Below are 23,918 nucleotides of genomic sequence, written 5' to 3'. Positions count from 1 at the left end.
GCGTTTATTGGACGCTCCAGGCGGTCGTCTTATGTGGCGAACCGCTTACTCCGGGTAATAACTGACTCAGTGGTTCAGTCCGGGACAGGGGAGTTCATGTGGGGCACGCGATCCGTGGTCGGAGCCAGGGAGCGGGACTGCTTGCCCTCGCACTGGTGACGGCCTCCTGCTCGGGAAACACCGCCGTACAGGGCGAGAAGGCGCCGCAGGCGTCACAGAACCCGGCCGCCGCGGCCGCGGCCGTCACCGTGGCCCCCCTCGACAGGGCCACGGGGGTCGCCACGGACACGCCCGTCCTGGTCGCGGCGCAGGGCGGCACCCTCAAGCAGGTCGCCGTGAAGGCCGTGAAGGGCGCCAAGGGCTCCCTGCCGGGCGTTCTCAGCGCCGACGGCACACAGTGGCGCAGCAGCGGCCTGGCGGCTCCTGGAGCCTCCTACGAGGTCTCCGTGACGGCCGTCAACCCGGAGGGCGCCGTCACCACCAAGACCTCCACCTTCTCCACGGTGAAGGGGAACGAGACCTTCACGATCGAGAGCTTCATGCCGGGCAGGGACTCGACCGGCCTCACCGTCGGCGTCGGCATGCCGGTGATGATCACCTTCGACCGGGACGTCACCGACCGCGTCTCCATCGAGCGCAACCTTCTCGTCCGCACCTCCAGGCCGGTCCTGGGCGCGTGGCACTGGTTCGACAACCGGAACGTGCACTTCCGCCCGAAGAACTTCTGGCCCTCGGGCACCAAGGTCAGGGTCGAGGCCCGCCTCGCGGGGGTGCGCGGCGGCGACGGCCTGTACGGGGCCGCGAACAAGGTCGTCAATTTCAAGATCGGCCGCTCGCAGATCACCCGGGGCACCATCCAGTCGCACAACCTCACGGTGAAACGCAACGGCAAGGTCGTCCGCGAGATGCCGATGAGCGCCGGGCAGGGCGGCGACTGGAAGTACCACACGACCAGCGGGGTGCATCTCGCCATGTCCAGGGAGAACGTCACCGTGATGACCTCCCCGGGCATCGGTCCCGGTTCCCCCGGCTACTACCAGCTGACCGTCTACGACACCGTCCGCATCTCCAACAGCGGCGAGTACATCCACAGCGCCCCGTGGTCGGTCGGTTCCCAGGGCAACTCCAACGTCAGCCACGGATGTGTCAACGTCAGCCCGAGCAACGCCAAGTGGTTCCTCGACAACACCCTGATCGGGGACCCGATCATCATCACCGGCTCGCCCCGCGTCCTGGAGCCCACCAACGGGTGGGGTCACTGGCAGGAGAGCTGGAAGGAATGGCTCAAGTGGAGCAGCCTCAAGCACTTCACCACCGACGACGTCTGACGGCCCGGGCACGAGAGCGCGAGCGCCCTGGGGCGAGGGGGCGACCCGGCCCTTGCCCCAAGACGTCCTGATATCCGTCGAGAGCACAAGGCTCGGGGGGTGTTCGGCCAGGGCCCGCGAGAGACCCCGAGAAGCCCTCTGAGGGCTTTCTGGAAGCATCGTGGCAGTTCGGGGCGTCTGCCTCTCCGGGGGCCGCCGTGCCCGAGGCGGCTCGAAGAGGCCCTGCCGTGTCGGTGTCCCTGGGGCCGGCGGAAAATCCGGCGGACACGGGCCCGACCACTGTTGCTCGATCCTCTAAGACGGGTGGATCCTCGCCACTACGGTTCGCGCTGGTTCCGGTACCGGGCATGGGTGCGGTTGGTCGAAGCGGAATATCAAGCCGAGTCGTGTTCGCGGCGCACCGTGATGTGCCCGGTCAGGTTCTCCCAGTTGCCGGACCCGATCGCGGCCTTCTCCTCGTGGGTGAAGGGCGCCTGTTCGAGGAACGAGCGGGCGACCCCGTTGGCGGTGTCGAGGAAGGGGAATCCGCCGGGGCGGGTCCCGAAGGTGTATGGATAGTCGGTCGAGTACATCATGCGCCCGGTTCCGACGACCTCCGACGTCCACCTCATGTAGCGCTCGCTGACCGTGCCGCTGCCGCAGACCCAGAAGTTCTGCGTGAAGTAGTCGGCGAGCGGGCGCTCCAGCTTGGCGTTGTGCGCCATGACCCCGGTGTGGTCGAGGTAGAACAGGACGACCTCGCCCCAGTGTCCTGCGATCACCTGCAATCCAGGGTGCCGGTCGAAAACGCCGGAGAAGATCATCCGTAGATACTGGACACCCAGGTCGTAGTACCAGCCCAGGCCTGCCGTCGCGAGCCCCATCCCGGTACCGCGCGTCAGCCCGACTCCGTCGTCGAAGCCCGAGTAGTAGGCATTGAGAACCTCGGGGACCGGAGTCTGGGGATGGAAGTGCAGCGGCACCCGCAGGCGCTCGGCCGTGGCGTACAGGTCATCGAACTCCGGGGCGTCGGCCAGTCTGTCTCCGGTGCGCCCGTACAGCATCGCACCGGGGAAGCCGAGCCGGGTCACCGCTCGTTCCAGTTCGGCCGCGGCGGCTTCGGGCGCCGCGGTGGGGATGGCGGCGAAGGCCTGGAACCGGTCGGGTCGCCCGGCGACGATCTCGGCCAGAGTGTCGTTGACCTCGCGGGCCACGCTGACGGCGGCTTCGGGCGCGAGATTGTGCACGCCCGGCGAGGCCAGGGACAGGACCGCGACATCGACGCCCTGGTCGTCCATGTCGGCGAGACGCGCCTGCCCGAAGTCCCGTAGCCGCCGCGCGAAGGGCTCGTCTCCGAAGCCGAGCTGCGGGATCGGCGGCACACCGGCCTTGGCCCACGCGTCGAGCAGCGGAGGCGGGGCGATGTGTTCCTCAAGCGCCACGATCTTTATCTTGTCCGGCATCTCGTACTCCTTCACCCTGCTGTTTCCGTTGGAATCATCAGAACAGTATCATTGGAACTATCGATGGAAACAGCATTGCGTTATCGTTGGAAAATGGCATCGAGTCCACAGGGTGGGGACGGCATGGACGCTGTCGAGTCCGACACCGCGGCCCTGGGCCGCGAGCAGCTCCGGCAGCGGATCGTCGAGGCTGCCGCCGGCCTGCTGGAGCGCGAGGGCCGCGACGCGGTCACCACCCGCGCGGTCGCGGTCGCGGCAGGAGTGCAACCACCGGCCATCTACCGCCTCTTCGGCGACAAGGACGGTCTGCTCGACGCGGTGGCCGAGTACGGTTTCGCCAGGTTTCTCAAGACCAAGCACATCGCCCAGGGTCCGCGGCATCCCGTGGATCCCGTGGAGGACCTGAGGGCCGGCTGGGACCTGGCGGTCGAGTTCGGCCTGGCCAATCCCGCGCTTTACACACTGATGTACAGCGAGCCCACGAAAGAGACATCGGCCGCCTTCAAGGCCGGCATGAAGACCCTGATGAGCCGTATCCGACGCCTCGCCGTCGGCGGTTGGCTCCGCGTCGACGAGGAACTCGCGGTCACACTCATCCACGCCACAGCGCGCGGTGCCGTGCTCACCTGGCTGACCCTGCCCGAGGACCGGCGCGACCCCGCCCTGCTGACCACTCTCCGGGAATCCATGATCGCTGCCGTGACCAACCGGGAGCCGGCCGTGCAGGAATCGGGACCGGCCGGCGCGGCCCGCGCGCTCCGCGCCGCGCTGCCCGAACAGACGACCCTCAGCAACGCGGAACGGCATCTGCTGACGGAGTGGCTCGATCGCCTTGCCGCCGACGGCTGAGACGTCGTTCCCAACAGGACGATCTTCAGGCGTGTCGGATCACCGGCACCGTGTCGGTCCTGACGCACAAAAGGTCCGTGGCCTCGTGGGGCCGCCCCACTCGGTCCGTCTCATCGGTCACGAAGTGATTTTGTGTGACAGCGGTGGCGGTGCGTGATTCTCGGAAACGCTCTTTTACAGGAGGAAGATCGAAGGAGGCGCCGCGGATGCCTGGCCGCCCGATCCGCCGGGCGGACGGCGACTCCACGACACCGCCCCGCGAACGGCGAAGGGCCCGGACACCGTGTGGTGTCCGGGCCCCTCTCGGGTGGCCGGGTGGTGCCGGCCGTGACGGATCAGCGGGTCAGGGACTTGTCCTCGCCGCCCTGGCCGACCGTCGCGTGCTCCTCGTGGCTCCCGTCGCCGATGGCGCCGTGACCCTCGCCGTGGCCGTGGCCGTCGTCCAGCGGGATCTTCTCGCCGCCGTACGCCGCGCTCATCTTGGCGCGGAGCCGGCCGAGCGGGCCGCGCATCCCCTTGGAGGGGATGTCGTCGCGACCCTTCGGACCCGCGCCGTCTCCGGAGACGATCGGGACCGCCTCCTTGCCCCGCATGTGGGCCTCGATCGCCTCGTGCGGCGGTACGTGGACCTCGATGTACTCGCCGTGGGGCAGCCGCTTGATCACACCGGACTCGACACCGTGGCCGATGATCGCCGCGTCGCTGCGCTGCAGGCCGAGGCAGATCCGGTAGGTGACGATGTAGGCGATCACGGGACCCGCGATGACCAGGAACCGGCCCGCGTAGGTCGTCCAGTTCAGCGAGATGTGGAAGAACGCGGAGATCTCGTCGTTGGCGCCCAGCAGCCACAGCACGCCGTAGAACGTGACCGCCGACATGCCGATCGCGGTGCGGTGCGGGTTGTTGCGGGGACGCTCCACGACGTGGTGCTCGCGGCGGTCCCCGGTGACCCACTGCTCGATGAACGGATACAGCGCCAGGCCCGTCATCACGATGCCCATCGGCACCAGGGCCGGGATGAGCACGCTCATCGCGATCGTGCCGCCCCCGGTGCCGAAGAGGTTGAGCTCCCAGGCGGGCATGAGGCGCAGCGAGCCTTCGAGGAAGCCCATGTAGAAGTCGGGCTGCGAGCCCGCCGAGATGTCGGCGGGGGTGTAGGGACCGTACAGCCAGATCGGGTTGATCTGGGCGAAGGTGCCCAGCAGCGCGATGACCCCGAAGGTGAACATGAAGTAGGCGCCGGCCTTGATCATGAAGGCCGGGTAGAACGGCGCGCCCACCACGTTCTCGTTGGTGCGGCCCTTGCCCGGCATCTGCGTGTGCTTCTGGACCCACATCAGGATCATGTGGGCCGAGATGAGCGCCAGCAGGATGGCCGGGATGAGCAGGATGTGGATCGAGTAGAAGCGGGCGATGACGTCCTCGCCCGGATACTCGCCGCCGAAGAGGAAGAACGTGAGCCAGGTGCCGATCAGCGGCAGCGAGATCGCCACACCCTCGGTGATCCGCAGACCGGCGCCGGAGAGCAGGTCGTCGGGGAGGGAGTAACCGGTCAGGCCCGCGAGCAGCGCCAGCGTCAGCAGCAGCACGCCGATCAGCCAGTTGAACTCACGGGGCTTGCGGTAGGCGCCGGTGAAGAACACCCGGAGCATGTGGACCATCATGCCGGCGATGAACAGCAGGGCCGCCCAGTGGTGCATCTGCCGCATCAGCAGACCGCCGCGTACGTCGAAGCTGATGCTCAGCGCCGAGGCGTACGCCTCGGACATGACGACGCCCTGCAGCGGACCGTAGGACCCGGTGTACTCGACGTGGCCCATGCCGGGCTTGAAGAAGAACGTCAGGAACGTGCCGGTCAGCAGCACGACGATGAACGAGTAGAGGGCGATCTCACCCAGCAGGAACGACCAGTGGTCGGGGAAGATCTTCCGGAGGTTGCGCCGGAGGAAGTTTCCCGCGCCGATGCGGTCGTCGACGTAGGTGCTCGCGCCCTCGATGGGCTTGGGAACGGTCTCCATGCTCATTACTGTTGGGCTCCGTTCTCACGGACCTCGGCCTCGGCGTCGCCGCGCTCCCAGAAGCTGGGGCCGACGGGGACCGGGAAGTCCGCCGTTGCGACGAGGTATCCCTCATTATCGACGTCGATCGGCAGCTGAGGCAGGGGCCGGGCGGCCGGGCCGAAGATGACCTTGGCGCCGTCGGCGGCGTCGAAGGTCGACTGGTGACACGGGCACAGGATGTGGTGGGTGGTCTGCTCGTACAGGGCCGCGGGGCAGCCGACGTGCGTGCAGATCTTGGAGTACGCCACGATCCCGTCGTGTGTCCAGTTCAGGTTAGTGCCTGATTTGAGCTCCTCGGGACGGAACTTGATCAGGATCAGTGTGGCCTTGGCCAGCGCGTTCAGGTCGTGCTCGTATCCCTCGGGCACCACGGAGAGGATGCCGCCCGGGGAGTTGAAGTCGGCGGCCCTGATGGGGGAGCCGCTTCCCTCGACGATGAGCTTGCGCTGCTTGCCGTCCTTGGTCTTCTCTCCCCAGACGGTGTGCCGGAGCTTGGCGGGGAAGTCCGAGTAGCTCGGGCCGAGGTCGCGCAGCAGGACCAGCGGGGCGAGACCGAGGGGGGCGGCGGCGAGCAGCAGGGTGCGGCGCAGCAGCGGGCGCTTGAGGATGCCGCTCTCGTTCGCGCCCTGCACGAAGGTCGTGCCCACGTAGGACCTGGTCCCGGAGTCGGAGGCCATCGGGTGGCGCTCCTGGATCAGGTTGTACTTGGGCATGACCATGCGGGCCCAGGTCGTCATGCCCGCGGCCAGCCCGAGCAGCGCGAGCGTGAGCGAGGCGCCCAGCGCGAGGTTGGAGACCTGCGTGGTCTCGAGGTCGCCGACCTGGAAGACCACGTACGACACCACGAAGCCGATGCCGCCCAGGAAGGCGACGAGGAAGCACAGGGCGGCGTATCGCTCGCCCTTCTTCGCGGTCGCCTCGTCCTGCGGGGTCACACCGGGAACCTGGACGGACTCAGCCCTCCTCGGCTCCTCATGGCCGAGAAGGGAGGTGCTCGCCGCCGGGGAGGGGGTGCCGATCACGCGCTTGGGCGCGCGCTCCTCCGGCTGCTCGATGTCGTGATTGTTGTCAGTCATTTGGCCTGTCGCCTCTTCGCGGTGATCCAGATGGCGGCCAGGGAGAGGAGGCTGAGGCCGACGATCCAGGCCACCAGACCCTCCGTGACCGGGCCGATGCGGCCGAGACCGGCGCCACCCGGGTTGGGCTCCTCACGCACGCCCACGATGTAGGCGATCATGTCCCGCTTCTGCTCGGGGGTGATGATGCTGTCGTTGAACACCGGCATCGCCTGCGGACCGGTGATCATCGCCTCGTAGATCTGCCTCTCGGTGGCCTCGTGCAGCGGCGGTGCGTACTTGCCCTGGGTCAGGGCGCCGCCGGAGCCGACGAAGTTGTGGCACTGGATGCAGTTCGCGCGAAACAGCTCGCCACCCCTGGCCTTGTCGCCCTTGGAGGCGTCGACCTGCTCGTCGGTCGGGATGGTCGGGCCACCGCCGAGTGACTGCACGTAGGCGGCGAGCTGCCGGACGGTGTCCTCGTTGACCCAGGGCGCCGGGGGCTTGCGCGGTGCCTGCGCGCCGGGGTTGGCCAGGGGCATGCGGCCGCTGCTGACCTGGAAGTCCACGGAGGCGGCGCCGACGCCGATCAGGGTCGGACCCTGGGCGGTGCCCTCGGCGTTGAGACCGTGGCAGCTGGAGCAGCTCTGCTCGAAGAGCTTCTTGCCCTCCGCCACGTCGTCGGCCCTGCCGGAAGCGATGGCGGCGTCGGCCTGCCGGCTCGGAGAGATCGAGAGCACGACGGTGTAGACACCGCCTATCAGGCCCAGGGCCAGGAGCAGGACGGCGTATCTCGCGAGGGGATGCCGCCGCCCAGCGGTGATCCTATTCACAGAGATCCCCGATTCCTTAGTGAATGCCATAGATGGTTACGAAAAGCCCGATCCAGACCACATCGACGAAGTGCCAGTAGTAGGACACGACGATCGCGCTGGTCGCCTGCTCACGGGTGAAGCGCTTCGCGGCGTACGTGCGTCCCAGCATGAACAGGAACGCGATCAGTCCACCCGTCACGTGCAGGCCGTGGAAGCCGGTGGTGAGGTAGAACACGGAGTCGTACGCGGAGTGCGACAGCGTGTGCCCCTCGTGGACCAGCTCGCTGTACTCGTACAGCTGGCCGGCCACGAACACGGAGCCCAGCACGAAGCTGACGATGTACCAGAAGCGCAGCTTGGCGACCTGGCCCTTCTCGGCCGCCCACACGCCCAGCTGGCAGGTCACACTGGACAGGACCAGGATGATCGTGTTGCCCAGGGCGAACGGGATGTTCAGATGGGCCTCGGGCCAGGGAAGTCCCTGGCCGATGCTCACCGACCGGATGGTGAAGTACATCGCGAACAGCGCCGCGAAGAACATGAGCTCGGAGGACAGCCAGACGATCGTCCCGACGCTGACCAGATCGGGCCGGCGGGACGAGTGTGCTGTCGTCGTCGTTGAAATTGCGGATGCTGTCGCCACGGGCAGCATTATTGCGGCTCTCCTGCTCGGGTCGCCGCACGACCCCCCGTTAGGGGGTGCATACGCCCCCTCAAAGTGGACGTATAGGGCAATTTCCTCGGGGCTGGCTCCGGCCTGGGTCTCCGGAGCGGCCGACCGGTAGCATCCCAGGTGACCATACATCGACGAGGGATAGTGAGCGCGACCGTGAGCACCGACGACAAGATGAGGGTTCTCGTCTACAGCGACGACGCGAGCACCCGCGAGAAGGTGCGGCAGGCGATCGGCCGCCGCCCCGCCGGAGACGTGCCCCTCGTGGAGATCGTGGAGTGCGCCACCCACGCCAAGGTCGTCCAGCACTTCGACTCCGGGGAGATCGACGTCGCAGTGCTCGACGCCGAGGCTCAGCCGGCCGGAGGCATGGGCGTGGCCCGCCAGGCCAAGGACGAGGTCCACGACTGCCCGCCGATCTGCCTGCTGATCGCCCGTCGCGACGACCGCTGGCTCGCCGAGTGGTCGCGCGCCGAGGCCGTCGTGCCGCAGCCGATCGACCCGGTCGTCCTCGCCGAGACCGTCGCCGACCTGATGCGCCGCCGCTCCTCCACCCGCCTGTCCGCCCGCTAGCCCCTCGGAACCCCCCTGGAGAGACCTCTGATGGACGCGCGCACCACCTGGCCCGCGCTGTTGTCCGCCCTGCTCGCGGGCGAGCACCTGACGGCCGACGAGACGGCCTGGGCGATGAACCAGATCATGTCGGGCTCCGCCACACCCGCCCAGATCGCGGGCTTCGCGGTGGCGCTGAGGGCGAAGGGCGAGACGGTCGCGGAGGTGACCGGCCTGGCGCGCACGATGCTGGAGCGGGCCACCCCGCTCTCGGTCACCGGTCCCGTCGTCGACGTGGTCGGCACCGGCGGCGACCGGGCACACACCGTCAACGTCTCGACCATGGCCGCGATCGTGGCCGCCGCGGCGGGGGCGAGGGTCGTCAAGCACGGCAACCGGGCCGCCTCCTCCTCCTGCGGGGCCGCCGACGTCCTGGAACACCTCGGGATCGTGCTCGACCTCGCCCCGGCCGACACCGCGAGGGTCGCCGTGGAGGCCGGGATCGCCTTCTGCTTCGCGCCGGTCTACCACCCGGCGCTGCGCTTCGCGGGCCCGCCGCGCAAGGAGCTCGGCATCCCCACGGTCTTCAACTTCCTCGGCCCGCTGACCAACCCGGCCAGGCCCGCGGCCCAGGCGATCGGCATCTTCGACGAGGGCATGCTCCCCGTCGTCGCGGGCGTCTTCGCCGAGCGCGGGGTCTCCGCCCTGGTCTTCAGGGGTGACGACGGGCTGGACGAGCTCACCATCGCGACGACCTCCACGGTCTGGGTGGTGCGCCAGGGCGCGATGGAGAAGGTGGTCTTCGACCCGGCCGCCCTCGACATCCCCAGGGCGGCGCCCGACGCGCTGCGCGGGGGGGATGTGGAGTTCAACGCCCAGGCCGTCCGCGACCTGGTCGGCGGCAAGACGGGACCGGTCCGTGACGCGGTGCTGCTGAACGCCGCCGCCGCGCTGGTCGCCCTCGACGGCACGGGCGAGGGCGCGGGCGCAGGTGACGACCTGAACGCCGCGCTGGCCGCGGGCTATGAGCGCGCGACGCGGGCCGTCGACTCCGGCGCCGCCGCCGAGACCCTCGATCGCTGGGTCGAGGTCAGCCGGGCGCTCGCGCCGTCCTGACCCTCGATCGGCAGGTCCTCCCCTCTTGGGCGGATGGAAGATCCGCCCAAGAGAGGATGTGTCGCCGAGGGGAGCCGTTCTAGATTGCGGCCATGTGGCGTGTTGACCCCCTGGACGAGCAGGTGCTCCCCATCGTGCTGTCGTGCGCGGCGCTCGCACTGGGCGTGGCCGTGGCGAGCCTGGTGTGGGAGCGCAGGCTCCTGCTGCTGAGGCTCAGGTCCTGGGAGGCCAGGTTCGCCGACCAGGGGGAGGCCCTGGCCGGTGCCCGGCTCGCGCAGCGGCGGGCACGCATCGCCCGCGAGCTGCACGACGTCGTCGCCCACGGGATCAGCATGATGACCCTCGGGGTGGGCGCCGGACGGATGATCATGGACAAGGATCCCGAGCGGGCCAGGCAGACCCTGCGGGTGGCCGAGGAGACGGGACGCCAGGCACTCGTCGAGCTCCAGCGCACCCTCTCGTTGCTCGACCTCGACGGCCCCTCGACCGGCAGGACGCCACAGCCCAGGCTGTCCGACCTTCGCGACCTGCTCGCCGAGGTCGGGGAGAAGGGCCTGCGGGTGGACGTGGTCGAGGACGGCAGGCCCGCCGAGGTCGGGCTCGCCCTCGAACTGGTGGCCTACCGCATCGTCCAGGAGGCGCTCGCCAACACCCTGAGGCACGCCGGTGCCCGTTCGGCCCGCGTCACCCTGCGCTGGCGGCCGGGTTTCCTCGACGTCCTGGTACGGGACGACGGCAGGACCGTCCCCTCGGCCGCCGCGGGGCACGGCCTGCTCGGCATGCGCGAGCGGGCCACCCTGTTCGGCGGGACGCTGGCGGCGGGGACCCTGCCCGGTGGTGGGTTCGAGGTGCGGGCGAGATTGCCCACCGCGGGCGAGGTGGGAGGCCGCACGGGTGGGGCGGACGAGGGGGACGTCACCGTCGTCGGGCCGCTCCGGGGATTCGCCGGGGTCGGCGAGGCGGACGAGGACGACACGGTCCCGGTCTCGCGCCCCGCCTCGGCCCGTACGGGGGAGGATGCCTCAAGCCCCGGCACGGGGTGAGGATGCCGCCGGGCCCGCTGCGCGTTCTGTCTCGGCCCGTACGGGTGGGGATGCCGCCTTCTCCGGTCCCGGCGGGAGGTGAGGGATCCGCCGGGCCCGCCCCACGCGCCGTTCCGCCCGTACGGACGAGGACGCGGCCGTCCGTGGGAGCCGGCATGAGCCGAGGATGCCGGGCCTGCGCTCCGGCTCGGCCCGTGCAGGCCGAGGTCATACCCCGGTGCTCGCCTACATCGTCTCCGTCAGTCGGACTCGCCGAGGCCGATCGAGAAGGCGGCGTCCAGGTCGTGCCGCGAGTAGGCGCGGAAGGCGACGTGGGTCTCGGTGTGCAGCACTCCGTCGACCTTGTTGATCCGGCCGGGGACGACCTCGGCGATCTCCTCGTAGGAGGTGACGCGGACCATGGCCATCAGGTCGTACTCCCCGGTTATGGAGTAGACCTCGCTCACCCCGTCGATCTCGGCGACCGTCTGGGCGACCTCGGGGATCCGGTCCACCTCGGCGTTGATGTGAACGATCGCGGTGACCACGAGCTTCCTCCTCGTTGAGTGCGGCTTGCCGCCTCAGAAGCTATCAGCGCGGCCGTCAGCGCAGCGGGCGGCCCTCACGTGCCCTGCGCGGCTCGGCCGTCTGGTAGGCGCGGTCGATGCGGGCCTTGAGCCGGCCCGCGCCGGAGACGGGCAGGCTCCAGGTGCCCTCCACCTGCACCAGCCGCACCCCCGGCGACTCCAGCCAGCGCAGGACGCACTCCGTCTCCTCCGCGCTGGCGGCGTGGACCGGCCCGGGCCCTCGCGCCACCGTCTCCGCGGTGGCGGTCAGCGCCTCGACGAACGGGGTGGGGTGGGCGCCCCTCGGCATCACCCCGGCCGAGGCGAGCCGCCCGTAGCGGACGACGTGGATCTCCCAGGCGCCGTCGGGCAGGGGGGCGGCGGCGACCATCTGGGAGATCGTGGTCAGCGATCGCAGCCGTTGCATGCGGGCCGAGGTGCGGACGTAGGAGGCGAGCCGGTCGCGGTCGGCCGCGGCCTCCTCGTAGCGCTGGTCCAGGGCGAGGCGCTCCATCCTGGCCTCGATCGCGGAGAAGACCGGGGCCGCGTCCAGCTCCATGGCCCGGCGGGCCGCCACGACGTGCACGGCGTACTCGTCCGGGCTCTGGCGGCCCTCGCACGGCGCCCCGCACCTCCCGATCTCGGCGAGGGCGCAGGCGGAACGCCTGGTGCGCGGGGTGATCCGTTCGGTGCACTGCCGCAGCGGGACCGTCTCGTGCAGGGCCGTGCGGGCGTCCTCGGCGGCGCGGACGCTGTTGAACGGGCCCAGGTAGGAGGCCGCGTCGTCCTTGACCTCGCGGACGACCGACAGGCGGGGGAACGGCTCGTCGGTCAGCTTGAGCCAGAACATCTTCTCGGGGAAGCGCGACCTGCGGTTGTAGCGGGGCTTGGCCGAGCCGATCAGCCGCAGCTCCCTCACCTCGGCCTCCAGCGAGGTCGCACAGCCGATGGTCCGCACCCTCGCGGCGATGCCGATCATCTCGCGGACGCGGGGCCTGGTCTCGCTCGCGGTGAAGTAACCGCGCACGCGGTTGCGCAGGTTGGTGCTCTTGCCGACGTAGAGCGGGTCGCCGCCCTCGTCCTCGAACACGTAGACGCCGGGACCCGCGGGAACCGCGTCGGCCAGGTGCCGCTTGCGACGCTGCTCGGGGGTGGGAGCGCGGACGAAGCCCTTGAGCTCCTCCAGCGTCCGCACCCCGAAGGAGCCCGCCCGCTCCAGCAGGGCGTGCAGCACGTCGACGGTGGCCTGCGCGTCGGCGAGCGCCCGGTGGCAGGGCTCGGTGCCGCTGAAGATCCTGGCCAGGGTGGCCAGCTTGCAGTTGGGCGCCTCGTCGCGGGTGAGCAGCTTGCGGGCGAGATCGACGGTGTCGACGACCTGGTGGGCCGGCGGGGGATACCCGTGCGCGGCGCAGGCCGCCTTGAGGAATCCGAGGTCGAACCCCGCGTTGTGCGCCACGAGGGTGGAACCCGTGGCGAACTCCAGGAAGGACGGCAGCACCGACTCGATCCTCGGCGCGGCCACCACCATGCTGTCGGTGATGCCCGTCAGCACCGAGATGAACGGCGGGATCGGCGAGCCGGGGTCGACCAGGGTGGCGAACTCGCCGAGCACCTCGCCGCCCCTGACCTTGACGGCGCCGATCTCGGTGATCGCGTGCTCGCCCGCGGAGACGCCGGTGGTCTCCAGGTCGAACACGACGAAGGTGACCTGGCTGAGCGGGGTGCCCAGCTCGTCGAGTGTTCCCTGTACGGCGTAGTCCACGATTCACGACCATAGAAGCCTCGACCGACATTTACCGCACCGGCCTCTTCCGCGCCCGGTGCGCGCCGGGCGCGGGGAGAGCCCGCGGCCTCCACGGATCCGCGAGGGCCTCCGACGGGCCTTCGATCGGGCTTCCGACGGGCTTTCGAGTGCCTTCACGAGTGCCTTCAGGGGGACTTTCACGGGTGTTCTCTCCGGGGCCTCAGCCCCAGTGGCTTCCGTCCAGCATCCGTTCGAGGGCGGCCCGGTGCATCACCAGGTCGTCGGGATCGCCCGGCATGACCCGCTCGCCGAAGTGGATCCTGCGGTGCTCGATGCGGGCCATGATGATGCCGTGCCTGAGGGCGGCGTACGTCTCGTAGAACTCCATGTCCCGAGGCTTGTATCCCGTTATTTCGTAGTACGTCTGGCAGACATCCTCGCGCCGCATGAAGTCCGGCATCCCCGGCAGTTCCATGAACTCGGTGATCTCCTGGAAGAAGGCGTGCAGGAAGATCATCCAGGAGATGTCCAGCTCACGGGGGCCGATCGCGGCCATCTCCCAGTCGAGCACCGCCACGGGGGTGAAGTCCTGGTACATCACGTTGCCGATACGGGCGTCACCCCAGTTCAGCACGTCGGGTCCGGGATCCGCCGGCCAGTGCTCCTCCAGCCAGGCGAACGCCCGCTCCAGCAGCGGCACGGGCATGGAGCCGTGCGCCCACTCGTAGTAGGCCCGCTGTTCCTCGACGTGCCTGCGCAACGCCGTTTCGCCCGTCCCCGGGCTCCGCAGGGGGCGTAGCTCCTCCGCGGTGAACCGGGCGTCGTGCAGCGTGGCCAGGATCTCGACGCTGCCGCGCTGCAGCCGGTCGCGGTCGGCGGGGGAGGCGTCCAGCAGCCGGCTCCCGAAGGTGTAGGGCATCACGTCCGGCGGTATGTCGCCGGTGAGCCGCTCCATCACGAAGAACGGGGCGCCCAGCGGGCCGGGGTCGGGCTCGTACCACAGGGTCCGGGGCGCGAGCACGCCCGCGCGCTCCCTCGCCAGCCGCATGACCTCGTACTGCCTGCCGAGGTCGTAGCCGGGGAAGACCGGGACGGCCTCGTCCGCCGGGGCCATCCGTGCGACGCACGGAAGGTCGTACCCGCCCTCGGCCGAGGTCCAGGAGGCGTCGAAGAACAGGGTCTCGCTGGACATGCCGTTGTTCAGGGGACGGGAAAGCGGAGAGATCGTGACCGGGCCTCCCACCCTCAGGGAGAGCCACGACCTCATCCGCTCGCGTAACTCCCCGAGGTCGCGGGTCGAGGTCCGTATCTTCTCGCTCCGCCGGTCGTGCTCGTTCGTCGGCTCATGCATCGCGCTCTCCCGGGTGGCGTACGTCACAAGGTGATCCGCACAGTCGTAACCCAGCAGCAAGCGCTTGTCCATAAAGCGTTCACGGCCTCGTCGATCACCGGCCCACGTACGGTCAGGTCGGGGTCACGGTGCGGTAGCCGTACCCTTGACGTGAAGACCGATCCGAGTAGGGGCCGTGATGAGTTCAGCCGGAGAGGGCCTGTCTCGTCCGTTACCCGAGCAGGTTCGCTTACACGTCGTGGAGCTGGCCGCCCAGATCCTCGGTTCGATGCCCGCGGCCTCGGTGCCACTGCCGCTGAAGGGGATCGCCAGGTTCGATCCCCGCAAGAGGGCCAGGCTGGGCGGCGCCCCGATCGCCGCGCAGCTGGAGGTCGACAAGAAGTTCCGTGAGCTGGTCGCGGAGACGCTGACCGCGGGCTGGCCCGAGCTGGTCGCGAGCCTGGCCGAGGGCACGGTCCCGCCGGCGGCCGAGCCCGTCATGGTGGCCGCCGCCGCATACCTGACCAGGCCGCCGGGCTGGGCGGACATGGTGGAGGCGGCCCGCGCCGAGCTGGAGAGGTCGGCCGTCGCGGCCGAGGGCTCCGCCCAGGAGCAGACGGTCTCCCGGCTGCGCGAGCAGCTGGCCGCCCAGAAGACCGCGGCCAAGGAGGAGTCCGAGCGGCTGCGCGAGCAGCTCAAGACCTCACGTTCGGAGGTCTCCGACCTGCGCCGCAGGCTGCACGAGGCCCGCGAGCGGACCAAGGCGGCCGAGGCGCGTGCCGCCGCGGCCCAGGAGGTGGCCGACGAGGCCAAGGCCGCCGCGCTCTCGGCGGGCAGCACCGTGGAGAGCGAGCTGCGCCGCCTGCGCGAGCGGCTCGCCGACGCCGAGCGGCAGCTGGAGTCGACGCGCAGGGCCGCGCGCGAGGGCCGCAGCGTGGAGGACACCAAGGTCCGGATGCTGCTCGACGCCCTGCAGGACGCCGCCGCCGGGCTGCGCAGGGAGCTCGCCCTGCCCTCGGGCATCCACCGTCCCGCCGACTCGGTCGCCTCGGTGGCGCCGGGCAGGCAGGGGGTCCAGGCGGTTCCCGCGCGGGCGCTCGCCGACGACGACCCCGCCCTGCTCGACCAGTTGCTCGCGCTGCCGCAGATCCATCTGATCGTCGACGGCTACAACGTGACCAAGGCCGGTTACGGAACGTTCACCCTGGCCGACCAGCGAAGCCGCCTTCTCACCGGTCTCGGCGCGCTCTACGCGCAGACCCGCACCGAGCTGACCTGCGTCTTCGACGGCGCCGAGCTGAACGGGCCGGTCCCGGTGTCGGCACCCAGGGGGGTGCGCGTGCTGTTCAGCGCCCCGAACCAGATCGCCGACGACCTGATCCGCCAGCTGGTCCGCGCCGAGCCCGCGGGACGCGCGATCGCGGTGGTCTCCTCGGATCGCGAGGTGGCCGAGTCGGTGCGCAGGATGGGCGCGAGGCCGGTGCCCTCGGTGCTTCTTCTCAGACGTCTGGGCCGCGCGTAAACCTTTTGAGGTCGTGGGGCATCGGATCACCCAGGAGGCTCGATTCGTTGACTTTCTCCCCACGGCTGAAGGCGGGGGTCTCCGTGCTGAAAGGGTCCAGATGAAGAAGATCATAACGCTCGCCCTCGCCGTCCTGGCCGCAGGGGCGACCGTCACCACCCCCGCGACGGCCGAGGCGGCCGCCATTCCCAGGGGTTTCCTGCTGTACGAGAAGGACGCGGCCAAGAAGGACAACGATCCCGAGACCAACTGGACGGTCGGCAACTCGGCGAAGGCCAGGCTCGCCGTCAACCCGTGCGACAGGCGCACACTGGCCGCGACCGGCCGCGTGGCCGCCCGGACGGTGACCTTCACCGGCGTGCCGGACTTCATGAAGGTCGAGCAGGTGATCCTGTACGGCTCACGGGCCTCGGCCGCCTCGGCCGTCGCCCAGGTGCGTGCCGCCCTGGTCAAGTGCGCGGCCAGGACCGACTCCGGCGCGAGTTACCGCTACGCCTCCTCGCGCCTGACCGGGCTCGGTGACGAGGCGCTGAGGATCTCCGGCCAGGTCTACTACGGCAGGAAGGCAGGGGTGGGCGGTGACCGGAGCGTGCTGGTCAGGAAGGGCAACGCCGTCCTGGTCTATCTCTGGGCGGGGGAGTACGACAAGCCGGGGAAGGGGGACTGGAGCGTCCAGTTGCGCGACGCCAGGAGGATGACCGCCAAGATCTGCGACATCGCCGCCTGCGGGTAGTGCGACCGGAGTACCGGCGGGGGTGCTTCCCGCGGCCGGGACACCACCTGTTCCCAGAGGGCGCTTCCCGCGGTGCCCCCCTGCGGCCGAGGTACCGCTCCTGACAGGGCCGTCTCCCGCGGCCGACGACGCCCTCCGGGGAGAAAACCGTCGGCCGCGGGTAAAGCGGTCACCTGCGAACAAGGAGCAAACCCGGTGAAAAGGTGAGTCAACCATTACTTCTTCTGTACTATTCGCCGCAGGTCTGGTGCAGTCGGGAGGCGTTGACGTGGCCGTGGCGGGTTTGCCGGTTGGACTGATTCGGATACCGGTGGCGGTAGGGCTCGCTCTCGCGTTGTTGACGATGCCGGTGAGCGGAGCGTCCGCCCAGCTGAGGCCGACCCCCGCCGAGGCGAAGAAGAAGCTGGAGAAGCTCAACGAGCAGGCCGACCAGATCGTCGAGAAGTACAACCAGGCCTCGGAGAAGTGGAAGCGGGCCAGGAAGAAGTACGGCGATCTGAACGCCGATCTGACCCGCCAGAACAAGCAGGTCGCCGGGCTGCGCAAGGAGCTCGTCTCGATGGCCGTCAGCAGCTACCAGGTCGGGTCGATCAACGGCTGGGAAGGCATGATCTACCAGTCCGACCCCGGTGCCCTGCTGAGCGGCCTGGCGGCCGCCGACCAGATGTCCACCTCCCGCGCCCAGTCGCTGAACGCCTTCGACGAGGCCACCAAGGCGCTGCGGATCGGCCGGGACGAGGCGAAGAAGGCCCTGGTCGACGCCGACAAGACGCGGGACGAGCTGGCCGAGGAGAAGGCCAAGGCCGAAAAGATGGTGAGGGCACAGACGAAGCTCCTGCGCGAGCTCAACGCCTTCAAGGTGGGCAACCCGCAGAGCACCGGGGTCCAGTACACCGGCTCAGCCTCGGGCAACGCCCGCGCCGCCCTGCAGTTCGCCTTCGCCCAGATCGGCAAGCCCTACCGGTACGGCGGCACGGGTCCCAGCGGCTGGGACTGCTCCGGTCTGGTCCAGAGCGCCTGGCGCAACGGGGGAGTCTCCCTTCCCCGGACGACCTGGGAGCAGTGGAGCTGGGGTGCGAGCCGCAAGGTCTCCCTGAGCGACCTCCAGCCCGGCGACCTCATCTTCAGCGAGGGCCTCGGCCACGTCAGCATGTACGCGGGCAACGGCCAGATCGTGCACGCCCCGCAGACGGGCGACGTCGTCAAGACCGTTCCGCTGTCGTCCTACGGCCGTCGCATCGTCGGAGCCGTCCGCCCCTGAGCGTTGCCCCCGCAGCGTTGCCCTGCAGCGTTGTCAGTGGCCGTCAGTGGCCGCCATGGCTCCCCGGTGGCGCCCGGTGCCCCAGGCGGTCCCCCGGTGCTCCCCTGTGGCTCAGCGGCCCCACGGCGGCTCCGTCCGCAGTGGCCTGCGAGGCGACGGCGCGGCTCCCGGCCGGGTGAGGTGCCGGGAAAAACCGGATGTGCCGGGCGCGGTGCTGCTGCGAGCATCGGAACATGATCAAACCATGGATACCCGACGAGCTCGCGTACGCCGGACCTGAGCACCTCGACGCCGCGTTCGTCGCCGGGTTCGACCGGAAGCAGGGCAGGCCCGACCCCGAAGAGGACCTCGCCGTGCTCGCGAGGCACGGCGTGGGGGAGAGCGCGACGGTGGTGGAGTTCGGCGCGGGGACCGGACAGTTCGCCCTGGCCGCGGCGCGGCGGTTCTCGCGGGTGGTGGCGGTGGACGTCTCCCCGGCGATGCACGACTTCCTGGCCGCCCGTGCCGCCGAGAACGGGCTCTCCGCCGTCGAGTGCGTGCGGGCGGGCTTCCTGTCCTACGAGCACACCGGGCCGCCCGCCGACGCGGTCTACACCCGCCACGCACTCCATCAGCTCCCCGACCTCTGGAAGGCCGTCGCGCTCGACCGCGTCGCGCGGATCGTACGGCCGGGGGGCGTCCTGCGCCTGCGTGACCTGATCTTCGACTTCCGGCCGGACGAGGCCGACGCCGTGTTCGGCCGCTGGCTCGACGGCGCGGCGGACGACCCCGCGCTCGGCTACACGCGCGAGGACTACGCCGAGCATCTGCGCACCGAGTACAGCACCTTCAGATGGCTGCTCGAACCGATGCTGGACGCCGCCGGCTTCGAGATCGTCGAGGCGGACTTCCAGCAGTCGATCTACGGGGCCTACACCTGTGTCAGGCGCTGAGAGCGTCCGGCCGACCGTCCGGGAACGGTCCATCATCAGTGGATCGCGATGAGTGTGACGAACATTACGAAACCGTGATTTGCCGGGCGTGATGCGAAGGATGTGACGAGGGTCATATCTCATTAGCATAAATGGCCATTAAGCAGGGATAACAGGAAGATCAAGAAGGGTGTCGGCTCTCCCGGATTTGGGGAATGCTTTGCCGAACGTTGGGGATCGGGGTAACTTCTGGCGTCGCGACGTGCAAGCCACGCCGTCGCGGCGAATGTCGGTCTTCGGGCCGGTTCCCTTATAAGAATCCAGCCGGCCGCCGTGCCCCCACCCGGGGGTGGAGATCATTACGGCGGCCCGCCGAATCCATGCAGCCAGGAGGCATGGAACCGGGGACCCAAAAGGCCCAGCACGCTGCGGCCAGGGGTGAATCGGCATGTTTATGCCGTAGGGCATCTTCCAAGCCCGAATCCGTCAGCTAACCCGGTAGGCATCAGTGGAAGCCCCAAGGAGAAATCCTGTCCAGCACCCTGCACAACCCTCGTCTGTCGCGCCTTTTCCGCCTTTCCCTCGGCGGTATCGCCCTCACGTTGACCGCCTCAGCCGGAGCGGTCACCCTCGGGCCCACGGCGGCGCAGGCGGCGGACGGTCCTCCCGAGATCCTGGTCAACAGTGCGGCCGGCGTCTCTGAGAAGACCGAAAGCACCACCAAGACCGTCACTCAGGCCTCGGCCACAGCCACGGCGAAGGCCAAGGCCACGGCGAAGGCCAAGGTGAAGGCCAAGGCCAAGATGAGCAAGGCGGCACGACAGAAGGTACGGGCCGGTAAGGCGGTCTCGACGGCCAAGAAGCAGATCGGCACCCCTTACCGCTGGGGAGCCTCCGGGCCCGGAGCGTTCGACTGCTCGGGGCTCGTCCGGTACGCCTGGAAGAAGGCGGGTGTGTCCCTCCCCAGGGTCACGCACAGCCAGTACAGGGCGATCAAGAAGAAGGTCTCGTGGAGCAAACTGCGCCCCGGTGACCTGATGTTCTTCAGCGGGAAGGGCCACGTCGGCATGTACGTCGGCAAGGGCAGGATGGTCCACTCGCCGAGCAGTGGCAAGACGGTTCGTGTCGTGAAGCTGGCGGGCTACTACAAGTCCTCCTTCGCCGGAGCGGCACGGCCCGGAGCCTGAGCCCGCGCTCGGGTGGGGGACCCGGGACCGCGTCGAGCGCGGCTCCCGAACTCCGAACCCGAGTGCCGGACCCGAGCACGGCGCCCGAGCGCCGGACCCGAGCACGGTGCCTGAGCACCGCGCCCGAGTACGGGAGCCCGAGCCCGCGTCCGGGCACACGCCGGAGGCGCGTCGAAAGCGCGTGCCGAAAGCACACGCCCGAGCACGGAAAAGCGGCCCCGGCCCTCCACCAGGAGGGCCGGGGCCGCTCCATGCCGGTCGAGATGCCGGTCAAGTACCATCGGCTCGTATGTCCGTCCCGAAAGGGCGCCGCGCCGTGCTCGCCGGGATGCTGGCGCTGATGAGCGCCGGTCCGTTCGCCGGGACGGGCCCCCTCCTGGCCGGAGCCGCCCCGCTCCTCCCGCACGGCCCGTACGATGCCCGGCGCCTCCTCCGGGACCCGGGCGACCTCCGCGACCTGTGGCCGGGTGCCGCCGTCACCGTCAGGGGCGAGCACTCCCTCGTGATCGGCCACGGCGTCCCCGACGCCGTCCTGCGGGATCTGGCGGCGAGGGCCGACCGCGCCCGCGCGACGATCGCGGAGATCTGGGGGCCGGTCCCCGCGGTGATCCTCTTTCCCGCCGACGACGCCGAGGCCGCGACGCTCGCCGGAGCCGGCAGCACCCGCGGCCTGGCCGCGATGGCGACCGCGGACCGGGTGATCGTCCTGCCCTCGGGATACGCCAGGCTCACCGAGACCGGCAGGGACGTGGTGATCACCCACGAGCTCGCCCACGTGGCCACCGGCGCGACCCGTGGTGGCCGGGTGCCGATGTGGCTGTCGGAGGGCTTCGCCGACTACGTGGGCTACCGCGACGCCGGGATCGCGGTGCGCACGGCCGCCGCCGAGCTGGCCGCCGAGGTGCGCGCGGGCGTCCTGCCCGAGCGTCTGCCGGGACCGGCCGACTTCGCCCCCGGTGCGCCGAGGCTCGCGCAGGCGTACGAGGAGGCGTGGCTCGCCTGCCGGTTCGTCGCGGAGCGCTTCGGGGAGAAGGCGCTGGTGAGGCTCTACGGTAGCGATGTCGGGAGCGCGCTCGGCCTGTCGCCGGCCGAGTTCACCGCATCCTGGCGCGACTACCTCGGGAAGGAACTCACGTGACGCTGAGCACGAAGGACGCGCCCTCGGGCGTGCGGTCGGCGGGATGGGCGACGGCCGGCCTGGGGGCGGTCACGCTGGCGGTCGTGGCGTTCACCACGCCCTGGAGCGTGCTGCCCGACGGAGCTCCGCCCGTCACCCCTGATCCGGCCCGCGACTTCACCGCCGAGCAGATCGCCAGGGCCGAGACGTTCGACGCGCTGGTCAGCCTTCCCGGCTACCTGTCGCTCGGCCTGACGCTGGTCGTGGCGGGGGTGCTGATCGCCACCCCGCTGGGCGCGCGGCTCGTCGACCGGCTGCCGGGGCCGTGGTGGCTGCGGACGCTGCTCGGCGTGCTGGCGCTGTCGGTGGCCGTGGCGATCCTGCGCTGGCCCCTGGGGATGTGGTCGGAGGGCTACCTGCGCGACTTCGGGCTGTCCACCCAGGCATGGCCCGCGTGGGCGGCGGACCGGGCCAAGAGCACCGGCATCGGCGCCGGGCTGACCGCGATCATGGTGGTGGCGGTGATCGGCCTGGCGCGACGCTACCGGCGCTGGTGGATCCCCGCGGCGGCCGGGGCGTTCGTCCTGACCGTCGCGGCCTCCTTCGCCTACCCGGTGCTCATCGAACCGGTCTTCAACGACTTCAGGCCGCTGGAGGCCGGGCCACTTCGCGACGACCTGCTCGCGATGGCCGACAGGGACGGCGTGCCGGTCGAGAACGTGCTCGTCGCCGACGCCTCCCGGCGGACCACCGCGCTCAACGCGTACGTCTCCGGATTCGGCGCGACCCGCAGGATCGTGGTCTACGACACGCTGCTGCGCGCGCCCGCCGACGAGGTCGAGCTGGTGGTCGCGCACGAGTTGGGCCACGCCAAGGCGGACGACGTGCTGTGGGGCACCCTCGTCGGCGGTCTGGGCGCGGCGTTCGGGGCGTGCCTGCTGTACGTGGTGACCTCGGCGGGAGGCGTGCGGCGCAGGGCCGGGGTCACCTCACTCGGCGACCCGAGGGCGGTGGGACTGGTGATGGGGGTGCTGAGCCTGGCCACGGTCCTGTCGGGGCCGGCCCAGAACCTGGTGAGCAGGCATATCGAGGCCCGCGCGGATCTGCACGCGCTGGACCTGACGAGGGATCCCGCGACGTTCGTGGCCATGCAGAAACGGCTGGCATTAACCAATATTTCGGATTTGTCGCCTGATTTCGTTGAGTATGTACTTTATGTATCGCATCCCACGGCACCGCAGCGCATCGCCATGGCACGTTCCTGGGCCGGGCTGAACGGCCTCCCCGAGCCGTGAGCCGCACGCTGGTCGTCACGAACGACTTCCCGCCCCGCGCGGGAGGGATCCAGTCGTTCGTGTACGGTCTCATCGCCCGACGCCCGCCCGGCTCGGTCGTCGTCTACGCGCCCCGGTGGACCGGCAGCGCGGCCTTCGACCTGCGCCAGCCGTATCCCGTCGTACGGCACCCCACCTCGCTGATGCTGCCCACGCCCGCCGTCGCCCGCCGGGCCGCCGAGCTGGTCGCCGAGTTCGGGTGCGACACCGTGGTCTTCGGGGCGGCGGCGCCGCTCGGGCTGATCGCGCCCAGGATGCGCGAGGCCGGGGCCCGCCGCGTCGTCATGGTCACCCACGGCCACGAGGCGGGCTGGACCGGGATCCCGGTCGGCCGCCAGGTGCTCGCCAGGATCGGGGCGAGCGCGGACGTGGTCACCTATCTGGGGGAGTACACCCGGCGCAGGCTGGCCGGGGTGATAGCCGAGGACAAGCTGGTACGGCTCGCTCCCGGCGTCGACACCGAGGTCTTCCACCCGGGGGCCGGGGGAGGGCGGGTGCGCGCGAGACTCGGCCTGGGAGAGCGGCCGGTGGTGGTCTGCCTGTCCAGGCTGGTGCCGCGCAAGGGGCAGGACACGCTCCTGCGGGCCTGGCCCGGCGTGCTCAGGGACGTGCCCGGCGCGGTGCTCCTCATCGTCGGCGGGGGCCCGTACCGCAGGACCCTGGAGCGGCTGGCCCGGCCGCTGGGCGGCTCGGTCAGGATGACCGGCCCCGTGTCCGAGGCCGAACTGCCCGGCTACCTCGCCGCGGGCGACGTGTTCGCGATGCCGTGCCGCACCCGACTGGGCGGCGTCGACGTGGAAGGGCTCGGCATCGTCTACCTGGAGGCCTCCGCGAGCGGCCTGCCCGTGGTGGCCGGCTCCTCGGGCGGCGCCCCCGACGCCGTACTGCGCGGGGAGACGGGCCTGGTCGTCGACGGCACCCGCCCGCGGGAGGTCGAGGCGGCCCTGATCGGCCTGCTCAAGGACGGGGCCGGGGCGCGTGCCATGGGGGAACGCGGGCGCGAGTGGGTGGCGCGCGAGTGGAGCTGGGACCTCGCGGCCTCCCGCTTCGCGCGCCTCCTGGAGCCGGCGGAGACCCCCTGACGGCAGAGGGGCTCCGCGAGGACCTGCCTCCTGGCCGTGCAGGGGCCGCTGAGACCTCTGGCGGTGGAGAGACACGAGGCCCCGGGGCCATGAAGGGATCCCGCTGAGACCTCTCGCGAGAGGTCTCAGATGGGCACCCGGCCGTAAGCGGGGCCGCGCGGACCTCTCAGCCGTAGAGGGATTCGACGGGGACCTCGCGTGAGAGGCCCCAGCGGGCAT

The 23,918-nt window shown here is 70.2% G+C and carries 21 protein-coding genes and 1 riboswitch; of the genes, 13 read left to right on the top strand and 8 right to left on the bottom strand.

The window, feature by feature from the left end:
• Positions 1-98: 98 nt before the first annotated feature.
• Positions 99-1,328: an Ig-like domain-containing protein gene (locus ACFY3V_RS02415; protein WP_362895697.1), complete on the top strand. Its 1,230-nt coding sequence runs from the start codon at positions 99-101 to the stop codon at positions 1,326-1,328.
• A 374-nt stretch (positions 1,329-1,702) separates the two neighbouring features.
• Here ACFY3V_RS02415 and ACFY3V_RS02410 read toward each other — a convergent pair whose 3' ends face one another.
• Positions 1,703-2,770 carry an amidohydrolase family protein gene (locus ACFY3V_RS02410; protein WP_362895695.1) on the bottom strand — a complete coding sequence of 356 codons (1,068 nt, stop codon included), beginning with the start codon at positions 2,768-2,770 and terminating at the stop codon, positions 1,703-1,705.
• Between the two features lie 93 nt (positions 2,771-2,863).
• Between ACFY3V_RS02410 and ACFY3V_RS02405 the strand changes: the two genes are divergently transcribed.
• Complete coding sequence (locus ACFY3V_RS02405; protein ID WP_389769161.1) at positions 2,864-3,619, top strand: TetR/AcrR family transcriptional regulator; 756 nt, start codon at positions 2,864-2,866, stop codon at positions 3,617-3,619.
• 335 nt (positions 3,620-3,954) lie between these two features.
• Here the strand turns inward: ACFY3V_RS02405 and ACFY3V_RS02400 are convergent, their stop codons facing one another.
• Genes ACFY3V_RS02400 through ACFY3V_RS02385 form a run of 4 tightly spaced genes read right to left on the bottom strand, consistent with a single transcriptional unit; the run spans position 3,955 to position 8,201 of the window.
• Positions 3,955-5,643, bottom strand: coding sequence for a cytochrome bc complex cytochrome b subunit (locus ACFY3V_RS02400; RefSeq protein WP_362895691.1), 1,689 nt, complete (start codon positions 5,641-5,643; stop codon positions 3,955-3,957).
• Entirely contained in the window at positions 5,643-6,755 is a 1,113-nt protein-coding gene (locus ACFY3V_RS02395) for a Rieske 2Fe-2S domain-containing protein (protein WP_389769158.1), read from the bottom strand. The genes ACFY3V_RS02400 and ACFY3V_RS02395 overlap by 1 nt, the downstream gene beginning before the upstream one ends.
• Positions 6,752-7,567 carry a c-type cytochrome gene (locus ACFY3V_RS02390; protein WP_350947474.1) on the bottom strand — a complete coding sequence of 272 codons (816 nt, stop codon included), beginning with the start codon at positions 7,565-7,567 and terminating at the stop codon, positions 6,752-6,754. The genes ACFY3V_RS02395 and ACFY3V_RS02390 overlap by 4 nt, the downstream gene beginning before the upstream one ends.
• Positions 7,568-7,583: 16 nt before the next feature.
• On the bottom strand, positions 7,584-8,201 hold the full coding sequence (locus tag ACFY3V_RS02385; protein WP_350947475.1) for a heme-copper oxidase subunit III: 618 nt from the start codon (positions 8,199-8,201) through the stop codon (positions 7,584-7,586).
• A gap of 195 nt (positions 8,202-8,396) precedes the next feature.
• Here ACFY3V_RS02385 and ACFY3V_RS02380 point away from each other — a divergent pair, with 195 nt between their 5' ends.
• The 3 genes from ACFY3V_RS02380 to ACFY3V_RS02370 all read left to right on the top strand — a co-directional run bounded on the left by ACFY3V_RS02380 (position 8,397) and on the right by ACFY3V_RS02370 (position 10,933).
• Entirely contained in the window at positions 8,397-8,795 is a 399-nt protein-coding gene (locus ACFY3V_RS02380; protein ID WP_350947507.1) for a hypothetical protein, read from the top strand.
• Between the two features lie 30 nt (positions 8,796-8,825).
• The gene (trpD, locus tag ACFY3V_RS02375; RefSeq protein ID WP_350947476.1) at positions 8,826-9,890 is read left to right on the top strand and encodes an anthranilate phosphoribosyltransferase; all 1,065 of its coding nucleotides are present in this window, start codon (positions 8,826-8,828) and stop codon (positions 9,888-9,890) included.
• Positions 9,891-9,982: 92 nt separating this feature from the next.
• On the top strand, positions 9,983-10,933 hold the full coding sequence (locus ACFY3V_RS02370; protein WP_362895684.1) for a histidine kinase: 951 nt from the start codon (positions 9,983-9,985) through the stop codon (positions 10,931-10,933).
• Between the two features lie 239 nt (positions 10,934-11,172).
• Here ACFY3V_RS02370 and ACFY3V_RS02365 read toward each other — a convergent pair whose 3' ends face one another.
• The 3 genes from ACFY3V_RS02365 to ACFY3V_RS02355 all read right to left on the bottom strand — a co-directional run bounded on the left by ACFY3V_RS02365 (position 11,173) and on the right by ACFY3V_RS02355 (position 14,573).
• A complete protein-coding gene (locus ACFY3V_RS02365; protein ID WP_350947478.1) occupies positions 11,173-11,460 on the bottom strand; it encodes an Lrp/AsnC ligand binding domain-containing protein in 288 nt (95 codons plus the stop codon).
• 55 nt (positions 11,461-11,515) lie between these two features.
• Positions 11,516-13,240 carry a DEDD exonuclease domain-containing protein gene (locus ACFY3V_RS02360; protein WP_362895682.1) on the bottom strand — a complete coding sequence of 575 codons (1,725 nt, stop codon included), beginning with the start codon at positions 13,238-13,240 and terminating at the stop codon, positions 11,516-11,518.
• A gap of 202 nt (positions 13,241-13,442) precedes the next feature.
• Positions 13,443-14,573, bottom strand: a complete 1,131-nt coding sequence (locus ACFY3V_RS02355; protein WP_362895680.1) for a phosphotransferase family protein — start codon at positions 14,571-14,573, stop codon at positions 13,443-13,445.
• A 178-nt stretch (positions 14,574-14,751) separates the two neighbouring features.
• Here ACFY3V_RS02355 and ACFY3V_RS02350 point away from each other — a divergent pair, with 178 nt between their 5' ends.
• From ACFY3V_RS02350 to ACFY3V_RS02315, 8 genes are all read left to right on the top strand, one after another.
• A complete protein-coding gene (locus ACFY3V_RS02350; RefSeq protein ID WP_350947481.1) occupies positions 14,752-16,074 on the top strand; it encodes an NYN domain-containing protein in 1,323 nt (440 codons plus the stop codon).
• A gap of 100 nt (positions 16,075-16,174) precedes the next feature.
• Positions 16,175-16,807, top strand: coding sequence for a hypothetical protein (locus ACFY3V_RS02345; RefSeq protein WP_362895678.1), 633 nt, complete (start codon positions 16,175-16,177; stop codon positions 16,805-16,807).
• Between the two features lie 310 nt (positions 16,808-17,117).
• A complete protein-coding gene (locus ACFY3V_RS02340; RefSeq protein ID WP_389769149.1) occupies positions 17,118-18,068 on the top strand; it encodes an NlpC/P60 family protein in 951 nt (316 codons plus the stop codon).
• A 233-nt stretch (positions 18,069-18,301) separates the two neighbouring features.
• Complete coding sequence (locus ACFY3V_RS02335) at positions 18,302-19,000, top strand: class I SAM-dependent methyltransferase (RefSeq protein WP_362895676.1); 699 nt, start codon at positions 18,302-18,304, stop codon at positions 18,998-19,000.
• Between the two features lie 339 nt (positions 19,001-19,339).
• Positions 19,340-19,499, top strand: a riboswitch (cyclic di-AMP (ydaO/yuaA leader).
• 82 nt (positions 19,500-19,581) lie between these two features.
• On the top strand, positions 19,582-20,166 hold the full coding sequence (locus ACFY3V_RS02330) for a C40 family peptidase (RefSeq protein ID WP_362895674.1): 585 nt from the start codon (positions 19,582-19,584) through the stop codon (positions 20,164-20,166).
• Positions 20,167-20,455: 289 nt separating this feature from the next.
• Complete coding sequence (locus ACFY3V_RS02325; RefSeq protein WP_389769145.1) at positions 20,456-21,304, top strand: hypothetical protein; 849 nt, start codon at positions 20,456-20,458, stop codon at positions 21,302-21,304.
• The gene (locus tag ACFY3V_RS02320) at positions 21,301-22,578 is read left to right on the top strand and encodes a M48 family metallopeptidase (protein WP_350947487.1); all 1,278 of its coding nucleotides are present in this window, start codon (positions 21,301-21,303) and stop codon (positions 22,576-22,578) included. Before ACFY3V_RS02325 ends, ACFY3V_RS02320 begins: the two co-directional genes overlap by 4 nt.
• A complete protein-coding gene (locus ACFY3V_RS02315; protein WP_362895670.1) occupies positions 22,575-23,699 on the top strand; it encodes a glycosyltransferase family 4 protein in 1,125 nt (374 codons plus the stop codon). The genes ACFY3V_RS02320 and ACFY3V_RS02315 overlap by 4 nt, the downstream gene beginning before the upstream one ends.
• Positions 23,700-23,918: the final 219 nt, after the last annotated feature.

It is taken from the genome of Streptosporangium sp. NPDC000095 (assembly GCF_042899335.1).
GTDB lineage: Bacteria > Actinomycetota > Actinomycetes > Streptosporangiales > Streptosporangiaceae > Streptosporangium.
The sequence above is the reverse complement of the archived record's forward strand: the minus strand, read 5'-3'. Positions and strand labels throughout refer to the sequence as shown.

What these genes read in the sequence shown, in the direction of transcription:
- trpD (WP_350947476.1), top strand. Translation starts at nt 8,826, where the DNA reads ATGGACGCGCGCACCACCTGGCCCGCGCTGTTGTCCGCCCTGCTCGCG.
- ACFY3V_RS02325 (WP_389769145.1), top strand. Translation starts at nt 20,456, where the DNA reads ATGTCCGTCCCGAAAGGGCGCCGCGCCGTGCTCGCCGGGATGCTGGCG.
- ACFY3V_RS02370 (WP_362895684.1), top strand. Translation starts at nt 9,983, where the DNA reads ATGTGGCGTGTTGACCCCCTGGACGAGCAGGTGCTCCCCATCGTGCTG.
- ACFY3V_RS02350 (WP_350947481.1), top strand. Translation starts at nt 14,752, where the DNA reads ATGAGTTCAGCCGGAGAGGGCCTGTCTCGTCCGTTACCCGAGCAGGTT.
- ACFY3V_RS02335 (WP_362895676.1), top strand. Translation starts at nt 18,302, where the DNA reads ATGATCAAACCATGGATACCCGACGAGCTCGCGTACGCCGGACCTGAG.
- ACFY3V_RS02395 (WP_389769158.1), bottom strand. Translation starts at nt 6,755, where the DNA reads ATGACTGACAACAATCACGACATCGAGCAGCCGGAGGAGCGCGCGCCC.
- ACFY3V_RS02355 (WP_362895680.1), bottom strand. Translation starts at nt 14,573, where the DNA reads ATGCATGAGCCGACGAACGAGCACGACCGGCGGAGCGAGAAGATACGG.
- ACFY3V_RS02405 (WP_389769161.1), top strand. Translation starts at nt 2,864, where the DNA reads ATGGCATCGAGTCCACAGGGTGGGGACGGCATGGACGCTGTCGAGTCC.
- ACFY3V_RS02410 (WP_362895695.1), bottom strand. Translation starts at nt 2,770, where the DNA reads ATGCCGGACAAGATAAAGATCGTGGCGCTTGAGGAACACATCGCCCCG.
- ACFY3V_RS02385 (WP_350947475.1), bottom strand. Translation starts at nt 8,201, where the DNA reads ATGCTGCCCGTGGCGACAGCATCCGCAATTTCAACGACGACGACAGCA.
- ACFY3V_RS02345 (WP_362895678.1), top strand. Translation starts at nt 16,175, where the DNA reads ATGAAGAAGATCATAACGCTCGCCCTCGCCGTCCTGGCCGCAGGGGCG.
- ACFY3V_RS02380 (WP_350947507.1), top strand. Translation starts at nt 8,397, where the DNA reads ATGAGGGTTCTCGTCTACAGCGACGACGCGAGCACCCGCGAGAAGGTG.
- ACFY3V_RS02400 (WP_362895691.1), bottom strand. Translation starts at nt 5,643, where the DNA reads ATGAGCATGGAGACCGTTCCCAAGCCCATCGAGGGCGCGAGCACCTAC.